The organism is Flavobacterium flavipigmentatum (assembly GCF_020911905.1).
Taxonomy (GTDB): Bacteria; Bacteroidota; Bacteroidia; order Flavobacteriales; family Flavobacteriaceae; genus Flavobacterium; species Flavobacterium flavipigmentatum.
On the sequence record NZ_CP087133.1, the window covers coordinates 3,382,992 to 3,401,823 of the forward strand.

Below are 18,832 nucleotides of genomic sequence, written 5' to 3' on the forward strand. Positions count from 1 at the left end.
AACTATTCTCTTGAAGCCAAATAGTCCACTACATTTTTATTGATGCGTTCATCAATATTGGTAATGTCGGCTTTTTCGAATTTTTCTCCCAAAATATTCTCGTATAACTCGATATATCTTTCAGAAACAGATTCGATGTAAGCAGTTGTCATATCTGGAATTTGTTGTCCTTCCTGACCTTGAAAACCGTTTTCGATCAACCAGCGACGCACAAACTCTTTGGATAATTGTTTTTGCTCTTCATTATTATTTTGTCTTTCCTGATAGCCATCTGCATAAAAATAACGAGAAGAGTCCGGAGTATGAATTTCATCAATTAAAACAATTACACCGTCTTTTGTTTTCCCGAATTCATATTTTGTATCTACCAAAATCAAACCACGACTTGCAGCAATTTCAGTTCCTCTTTGAAACAAATCACGTGTATATTTTTCTAAAACGATGTAATCTTCTTCAGAAACAATTCCTTTTGACAAAATATCTTCACGAGAAATATCTTCGTCATGAGAACCGTTATCTGCCTTTGTAGTTGGCGTAATAATAGGTTCAGGAAACTTATCGTTTTCTTTTAAACCTTCTGGCATTGTTACACCACAAATTTGTCTTCTCCCCGCAGCGTACTCGCGAGCAGCATGACCCGAAACGTAACCGCGAATGACCATTTCTACCTTAAAAGGTTCACACAAATGTCCAACAGCTACATTAGGATCTGGAGTTGCAATCAACCAATTGGGAACAATATCTTCTGTTAGCTCCATAAATTTTGTCGCAATTTGATTCAAAATTTGTCCTTTGTACGGTATTCCCTTTGGCAATACCACATCAAAAGCAGAAAGTCTGTCTGTAGCAACCATTACCAAAAGTTCGTCATTTATGTTGTAAACCTCCCTAACTTTTCCGCGATAAACCGATTTTTGATTCGGGAAATTAAAATTTGTCGTTGTTATTGTATTGCTCATTATGCTTAGTTGTGTTGTTTTTTAGAATGCAAATTTAAAACTATTTAAAAGAGCAAACAAAGAAAAAAATATAATCATTTAGGATTCTTAGCGACTTCGTTGAGTCCTTGAAATTAGACTGAAAGCGAAGCTGCATTATGGTTTCAAAAGTGTCGAATTAAACAAATTTAAAATTCTGCTGTATTCATCGATCCATGAATAGGTTTCTTTAAAACCATGCGCCTCTACGGGAAACGACGCCAGAGTCCAGTTCTTTTTTTCTAATTCTATAAAACGTTGTGACAGACGCACAATATCTTTATACTCGACATTATCATCGACCATACCGTGAAGCATTACCAAATTACCTTTTAAATTATCCGCAAAATAAATTGGTGAACTTTTTTTGTATGCCTGTGGATCTGTTTCCGGAAAATTTAAAATGTTACCTGTATATCCATGATTATAATGTGCCCAATCTGTAACCGAACGCAAAGCAGCTCCAGATTTAAATTCACCTGGAGTAGTCAACATTCCCATCAGGGTAATAAAACCACCGTAAGAACCACCATAGATCCCTACTCTATCTGCATCAATTCCGTATTTATCTACCAAGTATTTTTTACCATCAATTTGATCAGAAAGGTCTTTTCCGCCCATAAAACGATAAATACCCGTTCTAAAATCGCGTCCGTAACCATCGCTTCCTCTGTAGTCAATGTCTAAAACCGTGTATCCTAAATCTGTCAGCAAATTATGAAACATGTATTCACGAAAGTACGTACTCCAATAATTATGAGCGTTTTGCAAATATCCCGCACCATGCACAAATATAATAGCAGCTTTGTTTGCATTTTCGGTTTTCGGAGTGTACAATCTAGCATTTACCGGAGTTCCGTCTTGTGCTTTAAAGGTTATAACTTCGGCTTCTCGCCATTTATAGTTATTGAATTTTTCTGAAGTAGAAGAACTAATTTGCTGTAATACAGCATTGTTTTTATTCTCGGCAATATAAAAATCCCAAGGTTTATTTTTATACGAATAACGTACCAAAAGCGATTTTTCGTCAGGAGAAATGACTACTTCGTGCGCCCCGTCTTTTGTTAAAATCGGTTGCAAAATACCATCCGCTACAGCCAATTTATAAAAATTTCTATTTCCAGGATGCGTTGTATTGGTGGTTAAATAAAATACTTTTTTGTCTTTGGATAAAGCCAGATCACGTACTTCCCAATTGCCTTTTGTGAGTTGCGTTTTCTTTTTTGTTTTTAAATTAAAACTATACAAATGCGAATATCCAGTAGCTTCAGATTGAAAATAAACAGTTTCATTATCTGCCAGAAAACCAATATTCCCTGAGTCGAAAGCATAAGAAGGAATTCCAGGTCCGCCAATCCAGGCATCGTCATGCTGTTGTTCTATTTCCTGAAAAGTTCCGTTTTCGAGATTCAAACTCACCAACCATCTGTCTTTGTTGTCCTGACTTCTAATTTCGACAATAGCGAGCGATCCGTCTTCATTATAAACAGGTTCTTGAGCCACAACCCATCTGTCTTCTTTGGCTTTATTTTTTAATTTATCGTATTCCTCATAATATTTTGGCGTATCCTGAATGTGGCTTAATGATGAAAAATTAACATAATAAACAGAATCTTTTGCTACAGAATAAATTGCAAATTTGGTTTTTACAAAATTATCTATCGATACTTTGTCTTTAGTTTCCGGAGTTTGATTATAACCATCTTCTGTTATAAAAACTTCCATTTTTTCCTTTTTGGTTTTGCGTTCTTCAACCAAACTAAAAGTGGCAAATTTGCCGTTTGGATTTACTTTCAAACTGTATAAATTGTCTTCTCCGTAAAAAAACTCTTTAGCAAAATCCGATTTTACGGCTTTACTTTTGGCTAAATTCCATTGTTTTCTGGCTTCTTTATCTTTTATAAATTGAAACAATTCTTTTTGTTGGTCTTTCAAAAAAGACTCTTTTTCGGGAGCTTTAGCTTTTTTGATTCCCTTGGCAAAATTGGTAATTTGAAGAACAGTTCCTTCTTTGGTGTTGTACTTAAAAAGGTTATTGTTTTGTTCAAAAAATACAATTCCGGCTTCATTTCCTAATTCGATATTTGAAATCGGCGTACTTTGCTGAATCATTTTTTTGGTCGATTTTGTACTTATTACGTACGAATACAAAGCGCCTTTATCCAAATAATAAACAATGTCTGATGTTGGCTTTCTTTTAAAATTAAGCTTAGAAAAAACTGCTTCTTTAGGATCAGCAATGGCCGGCTGAGTCATTCCTTTTTGCCAGTAATACGTACTATTTCCTAATTCGTCTTTCGGATTCCATTCAAAATAAACTTTCTTTCCATCCAGCGACCAACGTCCGTATGTAGGCTGGTTTCCGATGAAAGACTCTCCTTTCATTATTTCTTCTAACTTTAAATTTTGACTAATTCCTGTTATCGAAAAAAACAGAAAAGAAAGGATAAAAATGTTTTTGGTCATGGTTTTTGTTTTAGTGAAACAAAAATACACTTTGAAAACTATTAAAAAAATGTTTTTTGCGTTTGGAATTATTTCAAACAAAAAATCCCTGAAAAATGAGTCAGGGACGCTATTTTAGATACCGATATATTATAAAAAAATTAACCCGCTACGAATTCCTTATTCAAGATTTTAGAAGCGATGTATTTTGCAACACCATCTTCGGCATTGGTTTTAATAACTTCCAGATGCGGCAAAGTTTCTTTTAGTACTAAGGGAGCATTTCCCATGATAAGGCTTTTTCCGGTGGCTGACAACATCTGAACATCATTAAAACCGTCACCAAAAGAAATCGCATGCTGCATGCTGAGGCCTTCTTTTTCGAGCACTCTCTGAATCGCAACAGCCTTATCTACAGATTTATCCATAAATTCTAAGCAAGTTGGCAAACTAAAAGCATGATGCAGTTCGTCTACGCCACTTTGCAAAATAGCATCTTTTAGAACCACTAATTTTTCGTGATTATCGTGTGCAAAAAATATTTTAATCGACTCAAAATCTTCTAAAGTTTGATAATCCACCAATTCTGGAAGGTATTTTAGATCAGCTTGAAAAGCATTTAATTTTTCGCTCAGTTTATTGGTTTGCCAAACACTTTCTTTAAACAAAACTACTGTAATTTCAGGATCGATCTCTACGCTTAACGCTGCTTTTACGACTTCGCTTTTTAGATTAAAAGAAAAAAGTTCTTGTTTCTCGGGAGAATGAATTCTCGCTCCGTTTGAACTCACCAGATAAACTGGCACACCAAGCGCATCAATAATTGCCATAGCATCGAGGTGATGACGACCTGTGGCCACGATAATAAGGTAGTTTTGCTGGTGTAGTTCTTCAAAAATAGATTTGGTGTAATCTGATATTCTGTGCTGTGGATTAAGTAAAGTTCCGTCTAAATCGGTAACAACGACTTTTATAGTAGAGAGATTCGAATTCATATTATAGTTCAAGTATTTATGGGGCAAATTTAAACTTTTATGGCCAGAAGAACAAAGGTCAAGCGTCTTTAACCCTTTTATTTAGACAAGTTTATTGTTTATTTAACGATTTCTCAATACTTGGTATTATTTATCATTTATATATAATTTTAAGGCTTTTTGAATAACATTTTCTATTATTTCCAAAGGTAAATCTTCATCAGGATTGAGTAACATAATTTTCATTCGGGACCGTTTTTCCTGAATTAAAAAGGGTTCTTCAAAACTCTTTCCTTCCACAATTCCAATGTATGGTTGTTTGAGTTTTTTATGAAACCATAAATAGCAAAACATTTTTCCTTTGTAACAAAAAAAGGGCATTCCGTATTTGAGAACATTTGTAATGTTACTGTCTTGTTTTAAGATAATTTTTTTAAGTGCAAGAAAAATCCCTTTTATAGGTTCTTCTTGGTTTAAATAAAAATCATCTAGTTGTTTCATTTATTTTAATACTCTCTAAGAATGTAAAACTATCATTTAATTGGGGGTTGAGATTCCTGCGAAATGACAAGATTGTAGAAATTTTTCTTCCAAAAAATATTCGTTTTACTCATTTCTATAAAAGAATATAAATAAAACGAATAGTATTCAACATCAAAACACGATTTACATTTGACATTTTATTAAATAAAAAACTTAATCGTGATTCTCTATTTGTTTGTAAGCATCGATTACCTTTTTGACCAATCTGTGACGAACAATATCTTTATCGTCTAGATAAATAATTCCGATTCCGTCAACGTCTTTCAGAACCAGAATAGCTTCTTTAAGCCCGGAAATGGTCCTGCGGGGTAAATCAACCTGACCGGGATCGCCTGTAATCATAAATTTGGCATTTTTTCCCATACGGGTCAAAAACATTTTCATTTGCGAATGTGTTGTATTTTGCGCTTCATCGAGAATTACAAAAGCGTTATCCAGGGTGCGCCCACGCATAAATGCCAATGGCGCAATCTGAATAATTCCCTTTAAAATATAATCTTCGAGCTTTTCGTTGGGCAGCATATCACGCAAAGCATCATAAAGTGGTTGCATGTACGGATCCAGTTTCTCCTTCATATCACCCGGTAAAAAACCAAGATTTTCTCCTGCTTCTACCGCTGGACGCGTTAGTATAATTCTTTTTACTTCTTTTTCTTTAAGTGCTTTGACGGCCATAGCGACACCCGTATAGGTTTTACCAGTTCCTGCCGGCCCTACTGCAAATACCATGTCATTTTTTTTGATAGTATCGACAAGTAATTGCTGGTTAGGCGTCATGGCTTTTATTATTTTTCCGCCAACGCCATGTACCAATATTTTATCATGATCGTATGATTTTCTTTCATCCTGACCATCCATAATCACGCGTTCAATTACATTATCGTCAATATTATTGTATCGGGTAAAATGGAGCATCAGCCTTTGAAATCTTTTTTCGAATTCATCTAAAACTTCTTTTTCGCCAAATGCTTTCAAAGTGGTCCCTCTTGCTACTATTTTAAGCTTTGGGTAATACTTTTTGATGATTTCAAGATGAGTGTCTTGAGCGCCCCAAAAGTCTTTTGGAGCGATGTCTATGAGCTCGATTATTCTTTCGTTCAAATGAGGTAGTTTTAAATTAAAATTAAATCTTTTTATAAATCAATTGGCTGTCGGGTATGTTTATATCTTTAAACGCAATTTGTCTTTTGTTTCTTGCATTTATGACTTTACTATTATTAGCTTTGCACTTCTCAAATTTAATAAAAATTAGATTGAAAAACTACCAATAGTTATAAACAAAAATATGTCAATAATTACCCTTACTACCGATTACGGCTTAAAAGACCACTTTGTTGGTTCCCTTAAGGGTAAAATACTTTCTGAATATTCTGAAGCACAAATTATTGACATTTCGCACGATATTGATCCATTTAACACTGCCGAAGCAAGTTACATTGTTGGAGCCTCCTATCTAAGTTTCCCAAAAGGAACCGTACACTTAATTGGGGTAGATATAGAACGCAATAAAGAAAACCAGCACATTGCGATGCAATGGAACGATCATTACTTTATTTGTGCAGATAATGGGATTTTGAGTATGCTTACACAAAAAATCGTTCCGGAAAAAATTGTGATCATCAATATTCACGATCGTTTCCCTGCAGAATCAAGCGATTTGGATATTTTTATACAAGTTGCCTGTCATCTTGCCAAAGGCGGTTTATTGAATGTTATTGGTAAAGAAATTCAGGAAATCAAACAAGTTACCGAGTTGCAGGCGGTTGTAGGCAAAGATGGTAATTCGTTAAAAGGATATGTTATTTATATTGACCATTTTGGAAACATTGTCACCAATATCTCAAAACAACAATTTCTTGAAGTAGCCAAAGGTCGTCCTTACGAAATTGTAATGAAACCCAAAAGTATCAAAACAATTTTGCCTAATTATTCGGCGATCGCAACTTCAGAAAAATATCCCATTAAAACTTATGAAGGCGAAAAACTGGCTATTTTTAATGAAGCAGGATTTCTGGAAATTGCTATTTTTAGAAGCAATCCTTCAAAAGTAGGCTCGGCCAATAGTTTGTTGGGATTGAATTATCGTGATGTAATTACGATTCAATTTATTTAAGATTTTAGATTGATTGATGCAGATTTAAAAAAATATTTCTCGTCTTTTTGTCATTCCGACGAAGGAGAAATCTTCATGAGAAGCTCTACAAAGATTGGATTATCGCTAACGAGTTACTTGCGGAGATTTCTCCTTCGTGGAAATGACAATATTGTGGAAAAGCATTGTGAAATAAGCTTTTCAGAATATTTTAAATTTTGCTAAAAAGAACAATCAATTTTGGTATTTTTGCGCACCTTTAGCGTTTGAGACATCATACTTAAAAATCTAAAATTAGAAACCTAAAATTGCAACGCATGTTTGTCAGAATAGTAAAAATGAGTTTTCACGAAGAAAAAATTCCGGAATTTCTGGAAAATTTTGAAAGTATCAAAAATAAAATACGAAATGCGGAAGGAAATCGTTTTTTAGAATTGTATCAGGATAAAAATGATAAATGCATCTTTTTTACTTACAGCTACTGGGAAACCGAAGCCGATCTGGAAAATTACAGACAATCTGAACTTTTTGATACCGTTTGGAGTTTTACAAAAAAACTATTTAATGCAAAACCAGAAGCCTGGAGCGTAGATAAATTGGTTAGTTTAACTTAGTTTCAAGTTAATCACCTAACGTGAAATTTGAAACTTCAAAGTATTAAAAACTAGATTTAACCGCAAAGAGCGCAAAAATTATATTTAAAAGGTTTTAGGAAACACAAAGTTCGCAAAACGGCGTTAACTTGAAACCTGAAACCTGAAACTTGAAACAAAAAAAACAAATCAACGATTAAACGAATAAACGTTTTTTACATGAAATCAATACTATTACGAGAAATAAAGTCTTTTTTTGGGTCTCCCATTGGCTACTTGGTCATTGCTATTTTTTTAATTAGCAACGGACTTTTTTTATGGGTTTTTGAAGGAGATTACAACATCTTAAACTCAGGCTATGCTGATCTTACACCATTTTTTACATTAGCACCTTGGATCCTGATTTTCCTGGTTCCGGCTGTAACGATGAGAAGTTTCTCTGATGAAAAAAAACAAGGAACGCTCGAATTACTCTTAACCAAACCATTATCGATTTGGGAAATTGTAAACGGCAAATTTTTGGGATCGCTAGTACTAATTATACTCGCAATTATTCCAACCTTTATTTATGTAAAAGTAATTTCGAATTTAGGTTTGCCACAAGGAAACATCGATATGGGTAGCACCATTGGCTCCTATTTTGGCTTATTGTTTTTAATAGCGGCTTATTCGGCAATCGGAATCTTTACTTCTACCCTATCAGAAAATCAAATTGTAGCGTTTATCATTTCAGTTTTTTTATGCTTTTTCTTTTATTTTGGTTTTGAAGGTTTGGCTTCATTGATTCCAGGTACTTCCGAAATTATTTCGGCTTTCGGAATGCAAGATCATTTTAAGAGCATCAGCCGAGGCGTGATAGATACTCGCGATGTTATTTACTTTCTGAGTATTACCGTGTTGTTCTTGTCTTTCACAGTTTATAAATTAAAATCTTTTAAAGCCTAATGAAAGCAGCTACTCAACAAAATATCAAGACATTAGGGATTACTATTTTTGTTTTAATTGTTCTCAATGTACTCGGAAGTTTATTTTTCCACCGATTTGATTTGACCAAAGACAAACGCTATACTTTATCCGAAACTTCTTTGCAAATTGTAAAGCAAGTCAAAAACCCGCTTTCGATCAAGATTTATATGGAGGGCGAACTTCCCGCAGATTTTAGACGTTTACAGCAGGAAACGAAACAATTATTAGAAGAATTTCAAGCTTACAACAATAACATTGTCTTCGAATTTGTGAATCCTTTAGAAAATGAAGACGAAAGCATGGCTTTGATCAAATCATTGTATCAAAAAGGACTTACACCAATAAACATCACTGTTGATGATAAAGGAAAACAATCACAGGCGATGGTTTTTCCGTGGGCAGTTGCGGTTTACAACAATAAAGAAGTAAATATTCCTTTGTTGAAAAACATTATGGGCGCTTCGACTGAGCAAAAAGTTAAAGGATCGATTCAGCATTTAGAATATTCGATTGCCGATGCGATCAATAAAATTACAAAAGACAAACAAAAGAAAGTTGCTATTATAAAAGGAAACGGCGAAATGAAAGAAATTCATATTGCCAAAATGCTAATGCAAATTCGCGAAAGCTATTATATTGGTCCTTTTACCTTAGACTCGGTAGCAAAAAATCCAACAGGAAGTTTAGATGCTTTAAAGAAATACGATCTTGCCATCATCACCAAACCTACCGAAACTTTCTCTGACGAAGAGAAACAGGTGCTAGATCAATTTATCATGAATGGCGGAAAAACGTTATGGTTAATCGACCAGGTTTCGGCAGATATGGATAGTTTGTACAACCAAGCGGGCGCTACTTTGGCATATCCTAGAGATTTAAATCTGAATGATATGTTTTTTAAATACGGATTCAGAATCAATCCTGATTTGGTAAAAGACGAACAAGGAAGCCCAATAAAATTGGCCACTGGCGAGCAAGGAAGCGCGACACAATATCAGGATTTTGTCTGGAAATTTGCACCGCAGGTTTATCCGGAAAGTCAACATCCGATCGTGAAAAATTTAGGTGGTATCAAATTCGATTTTGCGAGTCCGATTGATACTTTAAAAAACGGAATTAAAAAAACAGTTTTGTTACAATCTTCTCCCTATTCTAAGAAAATAGGAACTCCTGCCGAAATTAATCTGAATATTGTTTCTGAAGAAAGTTCCCCAAAAGATTATGTTGGAAAAGGAAATTTGGTACTTTCTGTTTTATTAGAAGGAAATTTTGATTCTGCGTTTGAAAATCGTGTTTTGCCATTTAAAGAAAATTCATTTACAGCAAAAGGAAAACCAACCAAAATGATTGTGATCGCCGATGGAGATTTAGCTAAAAACCAATTGGATAAAAACATGATGCCAGTAGAATTGGGTTACGATCAGCGAACAGGAAATCTGTATGATAATAAAGATTTTATGATGAATTGTATTAATTATTTGCTCGATGATACAGGACTTATTAACATTAGAAGCAAAGATTTGGATTTGCCGTTATTAGACAAAGAGAAAGTTTACGAAAATTACAGCCTTACACAATTCATAACTATCGGGCTTCCAATTTTAATATTATTGGTTTTCGGACTTGCCTTTACTTACATCCGAAAAAGGAAGTATAGTAAATAGTTGTTGATAAAAAATTTGCAAAACTAAGATTGTTTACGATATATTTGTAAAACGTATATTTTGCAACAAAATGCTCAAAATACAGAAAAAAATAAAACATAACAGATGAAATTTATAGTATCGAGTTCGTACTTATTAAAACAATTACAGGTTTTAGGTAGTGTAATCAATAGTAACAATACGTTGCCTATTTTAGACAACTTTTTATTTGAACTAAACAATAATGAATTGACCGTTTCTGCTTCTGATCTAGAAACTACGATGTCGGCAACATTATCCATTGATTCTACAAGTACAGGAAGTGTTGCTGTTCCGGCAAAGCTTTTACTTGAAATTTTAAAAACGTTCCCAGAACAACCTTTAACGTTTACAGTTGAAGAGAACAATACAGTTGAGATTAGTTCTAACTCTGGAAAATATGCTTTGGCGTATGCTGCGGGAGAGGAATTTCCAAAATCGGTAAATCTTGAAGATCCTTCGGTAACTTTGGTTCCTGCACATGTTTTGGCAACTGCGGTAAGCAAAACTATTTTTGCAGCAGGAAACGATGATTTGCGTCCAGTAATGTCAGGTGTTTTCTTTCAGTTTTCGCCGGAAGGATTGACTTTTGTAGCAACAGATGCACACAAATTGGTAAAATATGCGCGTACAGATGTAAAAGCATCTCAGGTAGCCGATTTTATTATGCCTAAAAAACCTTTGAATATTCTAAAAAGTATTTTAGGAACTTCTGATGCGGAAGTAAAAATTGAATACAATGATTCGAATGCGACTTTTTCATTCGACAATTATATTTTAATGTGTCGTTTAATCGACGGAAAATACCCTAACTACGAAGCGGTAATTCCAAAAGAAAATCCAAATAAATTAATGATTGACCGTTCTTTATTTTTAAGTTCTGTACGTCGTGTTGCAATTTTCTCTAACAAAACCACACACCAAATTCGTCTAAAAATCGCAGGAGCAGAACTAAATGTTTCTGCCGAAGATATTGATTACTCTAACAAAGCCGAAGAAAGATTGACATGTGATTATCAGGGAGATGATTTACAAATTGGTTTCAACTCACGTTTTTTAACAGAAATGTTGACCAATTTACAATCGGATATGATTATGCTCGAAATGTCACTTCCAAACAGAGCCGGAATTCTTACTCCCGTTGATGGTTTAGAAGAAGGAGAAAGTGTTACAATGCTTGTAATGCCAGTGATGTTAAACAGTTAACATCAAAGTTTCTTTTTGTTACAGGGCTTTTTTTTTTATTTCGAATGAAAGAGCTATCATTGTAAAAAAAATATAGCTATTAACCAACCATTTTTTATACCTGGAAACCGCAATTCTTAAATTAAGAGTTGCGGTTTTTTATATCTGTGATGATTCTTTTTCAAGTTTTAAGTTTCAGATTAAAATACAATTAACACTTGTATGAATTTTTGCAGAAAATCAAGCAAAGTTTTTTATAAATACTTAGCGAAATTTGCGGTTAAACAGCACAATGCTGGAAACTGAACCTGAAACAAAGAAAAATTGAAACAAATTTTTCCTATTTTTGTGATATGAAAATAGAAATTTGGTCGGACATCATGTGTCCGTTTTGTTATATCGGAAAAAGACAATTGGAAACTGCTTTGGCAGAATTTCCAGAAAATGATTTTGAAATCGAATGGAAAAGCTTTCAACTTGATCCTAGCATTAAACCTCAATCGGGCAAAGACGTTTACACGTTTCTAGCCGAGCGAAAAGGTATGTCTCTTGAGCAATCTAAAGAAATGCATAAAGGAGTCACAGAACGTGCAAAAAGCGTTGGCTTAGAGTATCATTTCGATAAAGCTATCATCTCAAATTCTTTAACTGCACATCGTATCATACAAATGGCCAAAACCAAAAGTTTAGGGGACGAAATGGAGGAAATTTTCTTTAAAGCTTACTTTACTCAAGGACGAGATTTAAATGACGGTCCTACTCTAATAGAATTAGCTGTAAAAGCGGGTTTAGATCAAACTCAGGTATTGGAAGTTTTAAAAGATGAAAACTCATTTTTAAACGAAGTTCAAAACGACATTACCGAAGCGCAGGAAATTGGTGTTCAAGGCGTTCCGTTTTTTGTTTTTGATAGAAAATATGCTGTTTCTGGAGCGCAACCTGTAGAAGCTTTTGTCAATACTATCAAAGAGGTTCTTAAATAATAAACCAATCTTGTCATCCCAAGGAGCCAGGGATGACACAGTACACGAGTAAAAAATCCAAAATCAAATAACCCCCATTTTCTGCATCAGGAAAGTAGCACTCTTATTTTTACAAATTCCACTTCTGAGTTTGTAATCAAAATGCAATTCATCATTCTCAATTTCTACTTCAAAACATTGATTCGTTAAAATTTCCGGATAATCATTAGTAGTCAAACAAACCTCGATGTCGTGAGTTGCAATAGCTCCAATTGCTTTCTTCGCAATTATTTTCTTTACTACTTCAATTGTTCCGTTGCGTTTATCATCAGAATTGGTTCCTCTTAAAATTTCGTCTAACAAAACAAAAGCCGGTTGATCTTGCAGGGCATCCATAATTTGCTTCAAGCGTTTAATTTCGGCAAAAAAATACGATTCACTGTCTGCCAATGAATCCGATAATCGCATCGAAACCAGCACAGGTAATGGATGCATATTCGCTTCAGAGGCACAAACCACAGAACCAATTCCGCCCAAAACCATATTAATTCCTAAACTTCTCAAAAAAGTACTTTTTCCAGACATATTCGATCCTGTCAAAATCATAAACGATTGGGGATAAAAATGAGTGTCATTCCCTACCCTTGTTGCTGGATTTAGCAAAGGATGACTCAAATTAGAAAATCCAATTTTATAGTCAGAATTTATTTTAGGAAAAACAAAATCAGGATTATTATACCCCAAATTTGCAAAACTGTTCAAAGACTCGACCTCACCTATAATGTTGACCCATTTTTCAAGTTCATCAGCATAATTTTCTTTCCATTTTAAAAGTGCTTTTAAAACATGCAAGTTGAATAAAAATGTGCCGTTAAAAACGATAGCTGTTACAAAATTATTTATAGTATCCATTCTCGAAAACAATTCAGACAACTGTTTTAAATGAGTGCCGGCTTTTTGATTTTTAAAAATCAATTGATTTTGGAGTTCTACTAATTTCTTCGATTGAAAAGTTTCATTTTCGATTTTCTCTATCAGGAGACCATATTGTTTGATGATTTTGTCAATATTATCTGCCTTTGCAATTTCTGACTGAATTTGTTTAAAAGCCTTACCCATCACCATCATATTGGCGATAAAAACATACGTCAAATACGAAAGTAAAACCGTCTTTGAAGTAATAAAATATCCAACCAAAAGTCCGAGAAACAAAGTTGGTAATACAATTGAACTTATAACTAAAACTTTAGATAAAGAACTATTTATAAATGATTTCCAATACATTAAAGATTCATAAGCATTTTTAGTGTCATGACTGACAGTAGCCAAAGCCAGAAAATCTTGTCGCCAATCTATTTTAGTTTTTAATTCATTGATTGCTTCCTGATTTTCTAGAATAGCTTCATTTGAATTTAGTTGCAATAATTGATGTGCCAAAGTTTTTTTTCCTATAAAAGTGGCGGTTCTATTTAGATTCTGGAATAAAGAATGGTCTCCAAAAACATCCAGATCATACGCATACGGATGATGAAAATCGTTAAATTCGACACCATTTTCAAAAGGATTTTTTTCTCTCTTTAAATATGAAATTTCATTTTTATTAATTTGTAAAAGCGCTGTCGTAAGCTGTTTTTGAAAAGACAAACGAGCATGAATTCGCATTAAAAAAATAAAACCAGCAAAAGACAAAAAAGCAAAAGCTACATACACCATTTCATTGGTTTTGATGTAATAAAACATCAAAACTAAAAATAAAAAAATGGTTAAAAGCCTTAGAAAACTTATGCTATTGTATTTTTTACTGATTTTTTGAAACGCTTCTGTGTAATGTGCAACCTTATATTGATATGAATCCATTTGTGTAATTTAATGAACTGCAAATATAAGTGTTCCATCGCCTGAAATGATACCAAAAAACAATAGAATTTTATGTTTCATGCATTATTAAAACAGGTACAGGAACTATTTTTGACAATTTTTTAGTAAAACTTGAATCAAAAATACTTTCAAAAAAAGAGCGTTTGTGTGTAATCATTGCTAAAACATCAATATCTTTAAAAAGTACAAAATCAAGAATAGTGTCCTTTACTTCGTCACTTGGCAAAACTAAAAAATCTACGTTTTCTCCAGCAAAATCTTTCTCCCATTGTTTAACGGTAGTCTCTAAAACATCTGAATCAGAAGTTCTCACGTACAGCACTTTTACCTTTGCATTCATTTTCTTTGCAATTTGCAGTACTTTAAGCAATTCATTTTTATCTTTTTCACGATAACGAGTGGTAAATCCGATTGTTTTTATTTTTTTGAATTTAGCTTCCAAAGGCACGCATAAAACAGGCACTTCAACTCCGGAAATCACAGAACTTGTATTCGATCCGATAAAAAAAGTTGTCCAGTCTGAGATGGCGTTTGTGCCCATAATCACAAAATCTATATGATCTTCTTTAACAGCATTTTTCAAATTATAAAGTAAATCCCCATCCATCAAGCGATGTTTTAGTACAATATCATCAAGCTTTCGTTCGGCAGCGATAGCTCTTAACTTTGGAATTCCATCCTTAAACATTTCAAAATTTGCCAACTCAATCGAGTCGTAAATCGAGGCATAATTTTGCGGGAAAAATTGGCTGTCGTATACAGGAATTTCAAAAGTGTGCAATAAAACCAGTTCTCCGTTGACACTTTTAGCAAATTCTAAAGCATGCACAAAAGCATTTGTCGAAGCTTCAGAAAAATCAGTTGGAAATAATATCTTTTTCATGTTAATTTATTTTTAGAGGTTTGTTTCTCAAATTTAGTCATTCTAAACCCGAAATAACCTGATAATTATCAGTAATTTAACACTTAACCATTTCTTAAAACACGTAATCTATTTTCTTCAAATCACTGTTTTGGCTGTACTTAACATTCGCAATTTTAAGGCTTTTTTTATACCTTTGCTGCATGATAAATCAAGATTCTATAGTTGCTTTGGCCACTCCTTCGGGAGCCGGAGCGATTGCCATCATTCGAATTTCGGGTTCTGACGCCATCACCATCGGAAATAGTGTTTTTAAATCCATTAAAAACAAAGATCTGACCAAACAAAAAACACATACTTTGCATTTAGGTCATATTGTTGATGATACCAAAACGCTGGATGAAGTTTTGGTTTCTGTATTTAAAGGGCCAAATTCGTACACGGGCGAAAATACTATCGAGATTTCATGTCATGGTTCAACGTATATTCAGCAGCAAATTATTCAATTATTACTAAGAAAAGGTTGCAGAATGGCCGATGCAGGCGAATTTACCCTCAGAGCCTTTCTTAACGGAAAACTCGATTTATCGCAAGCAGAAGCTGTTGCTGATCTTATTTCGTCTGATAACGAAGCGTCACACCAAATTGCGATGCAACAAATGCGCGGCGGTTTTAGTAATGAAATTGCCAAATTGAGAGAAGAACTTTTGAATTTTGCTTCGTTAATCGAATTAGAATTAGATTTTGCTGAAGAGGATGTTGCATTTGCCGACAGGACACAATTTTATGAATTATTGAATAGAATTGAGTTTGTATTAAAACGCTTAATTGATTCGTTTGCAGTTGGAAATGTTATTAAAAACGGAATTCCAGTAGCCATTGTAGGAGAACCCAATGTTGGTAAATCAACTTTATTAAATGCTTTATTAAATGAAGAACGCGCTATTGTTTCAGATATCGCAGGCACGACACGTGATACGATTGAAGACGAATTAGTTATTGGTGGAATTGGTTTTCGATTCATCGATACCGCTGGAATTCGCGAAACTAAAGATGTTGTAGAAAGTATCGGAATCAAAAAAACATTCGAAAAAATAGAACAAGCGCAATTAGTTATCTACCTGATGGATACTTTTAAATTTCAGATTTCAAGTACTGACTTCATAGTTGAAATTGAGAAAATAAAAAACAAATATCCTTTAAAAGAAATTCTGATTGTTTGTAATAAAATAGACCAGTTGAGCCCGGAACAACTTCAGAATACTCGTCTGGAACTTGAAACTTTAAATCTAAAACAAATTTTTCTTAGCGCCAAAGCCAAAATTGGCGTTGATGATTTGAAGAATGAACTATTATCATTTGTAAATACTGGTGCACTTCGAAATAACGAAACTATTGTCACTAATACAAGACATTACGATTCTTTACTTAAAGCATTAGACGAGATCATGAAAGTTAAATTTGGCCTTGAAACAAATCTTTCGAGCGATCTAATGGCACTTGATATTCGCGAAGCTTTATATCACTTTGGAATGATAACAGGTCAAGTTACCAATGATGAGCTATTAGGCAATATTTTTGCTAATTTCTGTATTGGAAAGTAGATTTCACAAAACTGGATTAGAATTTCCGTTAGACAATATCAAATATTTAAAAAGATGTCTTTTCACGTTTAGATTCATTTATTCTGAGTTCACAAAAAAAAAATTCCCTTGCCTAAATATAATTTTAAACAAGGGAATTTATTTTTAAGTACGAATTACTTTTTGAAAAGTGCTTCCATTATTTTAGTGTAAATCTCTGTATTTTGGTAAACACCCATAAAATTTTGAGCATCAGGGCCGTAAGCAAAAACAGGAACAGGAACTGCAGTATGATCGTTTGTACTAAAACTACCATGCACATATCCGTCTGTAGTGCTTCCGCCAATTAAGGAAAGTCCGCCCGTTTCGTGATCAGCAGTTACTATTAATAATGTTTCGGGATTTTTATCAACAAATTCCATTGCCTGCCCTACTACTTTATCAAAGTCAAGCATCTCCCGAACAACATATTCCAAATTATTTTGATGTCCACCATAATCAATCTGAGCTCCTTCCAACATAATAAAAAATGGATTCTTTGTTTTGGCAAAAGTCGAAGTTGCTTTTAGCAGAGATTGAGCTAAGAAATCTCCTCTCCCATCTTTCATAGAAACTACCGAGGCATCTTCCAGAACTACAAATCGATTGTTTTTGATGGTATCCAGAGTACTGAATTTATCTGAAAATGTAAAGCCTTTTTCCGTTAGCAATTTAGCCAGATCCTTACCATCTTTTCTAGATTTAAATTCTTTTAACCCTCCACCAATTAAAATATCTGACGGATTATTTATAAAATCTGCCGCTATGGGTTCGCTGAAACTTCTTTCAGGCTGATGCGCGTAAAAAGCTGCCGGAGTTGCATCTGTAATATTACCTGCAGAAATAATCGCAGTTTTATAATTATTCTTTGCTAGTTGTTGTGTTATCAATTCCAATGGTTTTTGGTTTTCATCAACGCTAATAAAACGGTTATTTGTTTTTTGTCCGGTTGCCATAGCCGTTGCGCCTGCGGCAGAATCGGTAATATAACTGTCTAAAGATTTGGTAATAGACAGCCCTTGCGTCGGAATATTAAAAAGATTCAACTGTCCTTTGTTAGCTGTATAACCGGAATAAATCTGAGTTAAACCCATTCCGTCGCCAATGAGCAGAATTACATTCTTGGGTTTCTTTTTGGCGAAAGCCGAAACATTTTTAGGAACATAGGCCTGATGAAATTCCGTATTTTGATAAAAAGTAGTTTTGATGTTTTTGATAAATTGGGTTAATCCAAAAACATTATCTGTAGCTATAAAATCAACTTTTAAATTCATCAAAGTCATCCAAGTATTGACATTATCCGCCGTTGCCCAAAATCTTACTTTTTTATTTTGATCGTGAACTTTTTTAATCGCCTGTTGCATTTTTTCTAAATCGGCTTGTGTCAAAACACCTTTGCCGTTCCAAACTGTTATTCTATGTAAATCCTCGCTGATCATGGCTACACGAGATAATTCAGATGCAGAATAAGTTTCGTTGAACCTTCCGTCAAAATAAATAAAATCGGGATAAGATGTCCATTTATCTATAGATGGTCTGTTGCCTGAAATCACTATTTTTATGTTTTTGTTCGAAATTATTTCCGGAAAAGTTTTTAATTGTTCAACAATTAATTTTAGAGTAGCATCTGCTTCAGATTTTACATCAATCATTACAATCAGAGACTTATTGCTTTGATATGCTTTTCCTCCTAAAGTTTTTAATTTAGCAGATAATGGCTCCAAGTACAAACTTTTTAAGGAATTATGAGCGAGAATTTCTTTAGAAGTATGTGCCACCAATAATTCATTATTTACTAAAAAAACATCGGCTTCGATAACTCCCGCTTCATTAGAATATGCTCCATAAAAAGGAAGTGCGCTAGCATAATCGTTATGCGAATGAATATTGGAAGAACTGTATTCCTGCGCTTGTACAGACAGGAAAAAATGGAGGCAAAAAAGGGTAATTATTTTTTTCATTGAAAATTGAGTTTCATTTCTTTTAAAGCAGTAGGTAACTTTATTAAGAATATAAATTGAGTATTATAAAGGTGGAATTATGTAAAATAC

15 protein-coding genes are annotated in these 18,832 nt (G+C 33.8%); 7 read left to right on the top strand and 8 right to left on the bottom strand.

Annotation, left to right across the window (positions count from 1 at the left end):
- Positions 1-2: 2 nt before the first annotated feature.
- The 5 genes from LNP22_RS14605 to LNP22_RS14625 all read right to left on the bottom strand — a co-directional run bounded on the left by LNP22_RS14605 (position 3) and on the right by LNP22_RS14625 (position 6,040).
- Entirely contained in the window at positions 3-959 is a 957-nt protein-coding gene (locus LNP22_RS14605) for a phosphoribosylaminoimidazolesuccinocarboxamide synthase (RefSeq protein WP_229974106.1), read from the bottom strand.
- Positions 960-1,094: 135 nt separating this feature from the next.
- On the bottom strand, positions 1,095-3,443 hold the full coding sequence (locus LNP22_RS14610) for a S9 family peptidase (RefSeq protein WP_229974107.1): 2,349 nt from the start codon (positions 3,441-3,443) through the stop codon (positions 1,095-1,097).
- A gap of 140 nt (positions 3,444-3,583) precedes the next feature.
- The gene (locus LNP22_RS14615; RefSeq protein ID WP_229974108.1) at positions 3,584-4,417 is read right to left on the bottom strand and encodes a Cof-type HAD-IIB family hydrolase; all 834 of its coding nucleotides are present in this window, start codon (positions 4,415-4,417) and stop codon (positions 3,584-3,586) included.
- Between the two features lie 126 nt (positions 4,418-4,543).
- Positions 4,544-4,897: a DUF1801 domain-containing protein gene (locus tag LNP22_RS14620; protein ID WP_229974109.1), complete on the bottom strand. Its 354-nt coding sequence runs from the start codon at positions 4,895-4,897 to the stop codon at positions 4,544-4,546.
- Between the two features lie 195 nt (positions 4,898-5,092).
- Positions 5,093-6,040, bottom strand: a complete 948-nt coding sequence (locus LNP22_RS14625) for a PhoH family protein (protein ID WP_210668141.1) — start codon at positions 6,038-6,040, stop codon at positions 5,093-5,095.
- A gap of 184 nt (positions 6,041-6,224) precedes the next feature.
- Here LNP22_RS14625 and LNP22_RS14630 point away from each other — a divergent pair, with 184 nt between their 5' ends.
- From LNP22_RS14630 to LNP22_RS14655, 6 genes are all read left to right on the top strand, one after another.
- Complete coding sequence (locus LNP22_RS14630) at positions 6,225-7,052, top strand: SAM hydrolase/SAM-dependent halogenase family protein (protein ID WP_229974110.1); 828 nt, start codon at positions 6,225-6,227, stop codon at positions 7,050-7,052.
- Positions 7,053-7,348: 296 nt separating this feature from the next.
- The gene (locus tag LNP22_RS14635; RefSeq protein WP_229974111.1) at positions 7,349-7,645 is read left to right on the top strand and encodes a putative quinol monooxygenase; all 297 of its coding nucleotides are present in this window, start codon (positions 7,349-7,351) and stop codon (positions 7,643-7,645) included.
- Between the two features lie 198 nt (positions 7,646-7,843).
- Positions 7,844-8,569: a gliding motility-associated ABC transporter permease subunit GldF gene (gldF, locus tag LNP22_RS14640; RefSeq protein WP_229974112.1), complete on the top strand. Its 726-nt coding sequence runs from the start codon at positions 7,844-7,846 to the stop codon at positions 8,567-8,569.
- Positions 8,569-10,254, top strand: a complete 1,686-nt coding sequence (gldG, locus tag LNP22_RS14645; RefSeq protein ID WP_229974113.1) for a gliding motility-associated ABC transporter substrate-binding protein GldG — start codon at positions 8,569-8,571, stop codon at positions 10,252-10,254. Before gldF ends, gldG begins: the two co-directional genes overlap by 1 nt.
- A 105-nt stretch (positions 10,255-10,359) precedes the next feature.
- Positions 10,360-11,478, top strand: coding sequence for a DNA polymerase III subunit beta (gene dnaN, locus LNP22_RS14650; RefSeq protein WP_229974114.1), 1,119 nt, complete (start codon positions 10,360-10,362; stop codon positions 11,476-11,478).
- A 332-nt stretch (positions 11,479-11,810) separates the two neighbouring features.
- Positions 11,811-12,440, top strand: a complete 630-nt coding sequence (locus LNP22_RS14655) for a DsbA family oxidoreductase (protein ID WP_229974115.1) — start codon at positions 11,811-11,813, stop codon at positions 12,438-12,440.
- 63 nt (positions 12,441-12,503) lie between these two features.
- On the opposite strand, the gene LNP22_RS14660 is transcribed toward LNP22_RS14655, so the two are convergent.
- Together LNP22_RS14660 and LNP22_RS14665 are read right to left on the bottom strand one after the other, a co-directional pair.
- Complete coding sequence (locus tag LNP22_RS14660) at positions 12,504-14,276, bottom strand: MutS-related protein (protein ID WP_229974116.1); 1,773 nt, start codon at positions 14,274-14,276, stop codon at positions 12,504-12,506.
- Positions 14,277-14,346: 70 nt separating this feature from the next.
- Entirely contained in the window at positions 14,347-15,180 is an 834-nt protein-coding gene (locus LNP22_RS14665; RefSeq protein WP_229974117.1) for a universal stress protein, read from the bottom strand.
- 182 nt (positions 15,181-15,362) lie between these two features.
- On the opposite strand from LNP22_RS14665, the gene mnmE reads away from it, so the two are divergent.
- Positions 15,363-16,763: a tRNA uridine-5-carboxymethylaminomethyl(34) synthesis GTPase MnmE gene (gene mnmE / locus LNP22_RS14670; RefSeq protein ID WP_229974118.1), complete on the top strand. Its 1,401-nt coding sequence runs from the start codon at positions 15,363-15,365 to the stop codon at positions 16,761-16,763.
- 155 nt (positions 16,764-16,918) lie between these two features.
- On the opposite strand, the gene LNP22_RS14675 is transcribed toward mnmE, so the two are convergent.
- Positions 16,919-18,742 (bottom strand): alkaline phosphatase, encoded by a 1,824-nt coding sequence (locus LNP22_RS14675; protein WP_229974119.1) that lies wholly within the window; start codon positions 18,740-18,742, stop codon positions 16,919-16,921.
- Positions 18,743-18,832: the final 90 nt, after the last annotated feature.

Excerpts from the sequence above, each read along its gene's own strand:
- LNP22_RS14630 (WP_229974110.1), top strand. The coding sequence starts at position 6,225 with ATGTCAATAATTACCCTTACTACCGATTACGGCTTAAAAGACCACTTT.
- LNP22_RS14635 (WP_229974111.1), top strand. The coding sequence starts at position 7,349 with ATGTTTGTCAGAATAGTAAAAATGAGTTTTCACGAAGAAAAAATTCCG.
- mnmE (WP_229974118.1), top strand. The coding sequence starts at position 15,363 with ATGATAAATCAAGATTCTATAGTTGCTTTGGCCACTCCTTCGGGAGCC.
- LNP22_RS14665 (WP_229974117.1), bottom strand. The coding sequence starts at position 15,180 with ATGAAAAAGATATTATTTCCAACTGATTTTTCTGAAGCTTCGACAAAT.
- LNP22_RS14620 (WP_229974109.1), bottom strand. The coding sequence starts at position 4,897 with ATGAAACAACTAGATGATTTTTATTTAAACCAAGAAGAACCTATAAAA.
- gldF (WP_229974112.1), top strand. The coding sequence starts at position 7,844 with ATGAAATCAATACTATTACGAGAAATAAAGTCTTTTTTTGGGTCTCCC.
- LNP22_RS14655 (WP_229974115.1), top strand. The coding sequence starts at position 11,811 with ATGAAAATAGAAATTTGGTCGGACATCATGTGTCCGTTTTGTTATATC.
- LNP22_RS14615 (WP_229974108.1), bottom strand. The coding sequence starts at position 4,417 with ATGAATTCGAATCTCTCTACTATAAAAGTCGTTGTTACCGATTTAGAC.
- LNP22_RS14605 (WP_229974106.1), bottom strand. The coding sequence starts at position 959 with ATGAGCAATACAATAACAACGACAAATTTTAATTTCCCGAATCAAAAA.
- LNP22_RS14675 (WP_229974119.1), bottom strand. The coding sequence starts at position 18,742 with ATGAAAAAAATAATTACCCTTTTTTGCCTCCATTTTTTCCTGTCTGTA.
- gldG (WP_229974113.1), top strand. The coding sequence starts at position 8,569 with ATGAAAGCAGCTACTCAACAAAATATCAAGACATTAGGGATTACTATT.
- LNP22_RS14610 (WP_229974107.1), bottom strand. The coding sequence starts at position 3,443 with ATGACCAAAAACATTTTTATCCTTTCTTTTCTGTTTTTTTCGATAACA.
- LNP22_RS14660 (WP_229974116.1), bottom strand. The coding sequence starts at position 14,276 with ATGGATTCATATCAATATAAGGTTGCACATTACACAGAAGCGTTTCAA.
- dnaN (WP_229974114.1), top strand. The coding sequence starts at position 10,360 with ATGAAATTTATAGTATCGAGTTCGTACTTATTAAAACAATTACAGGTT.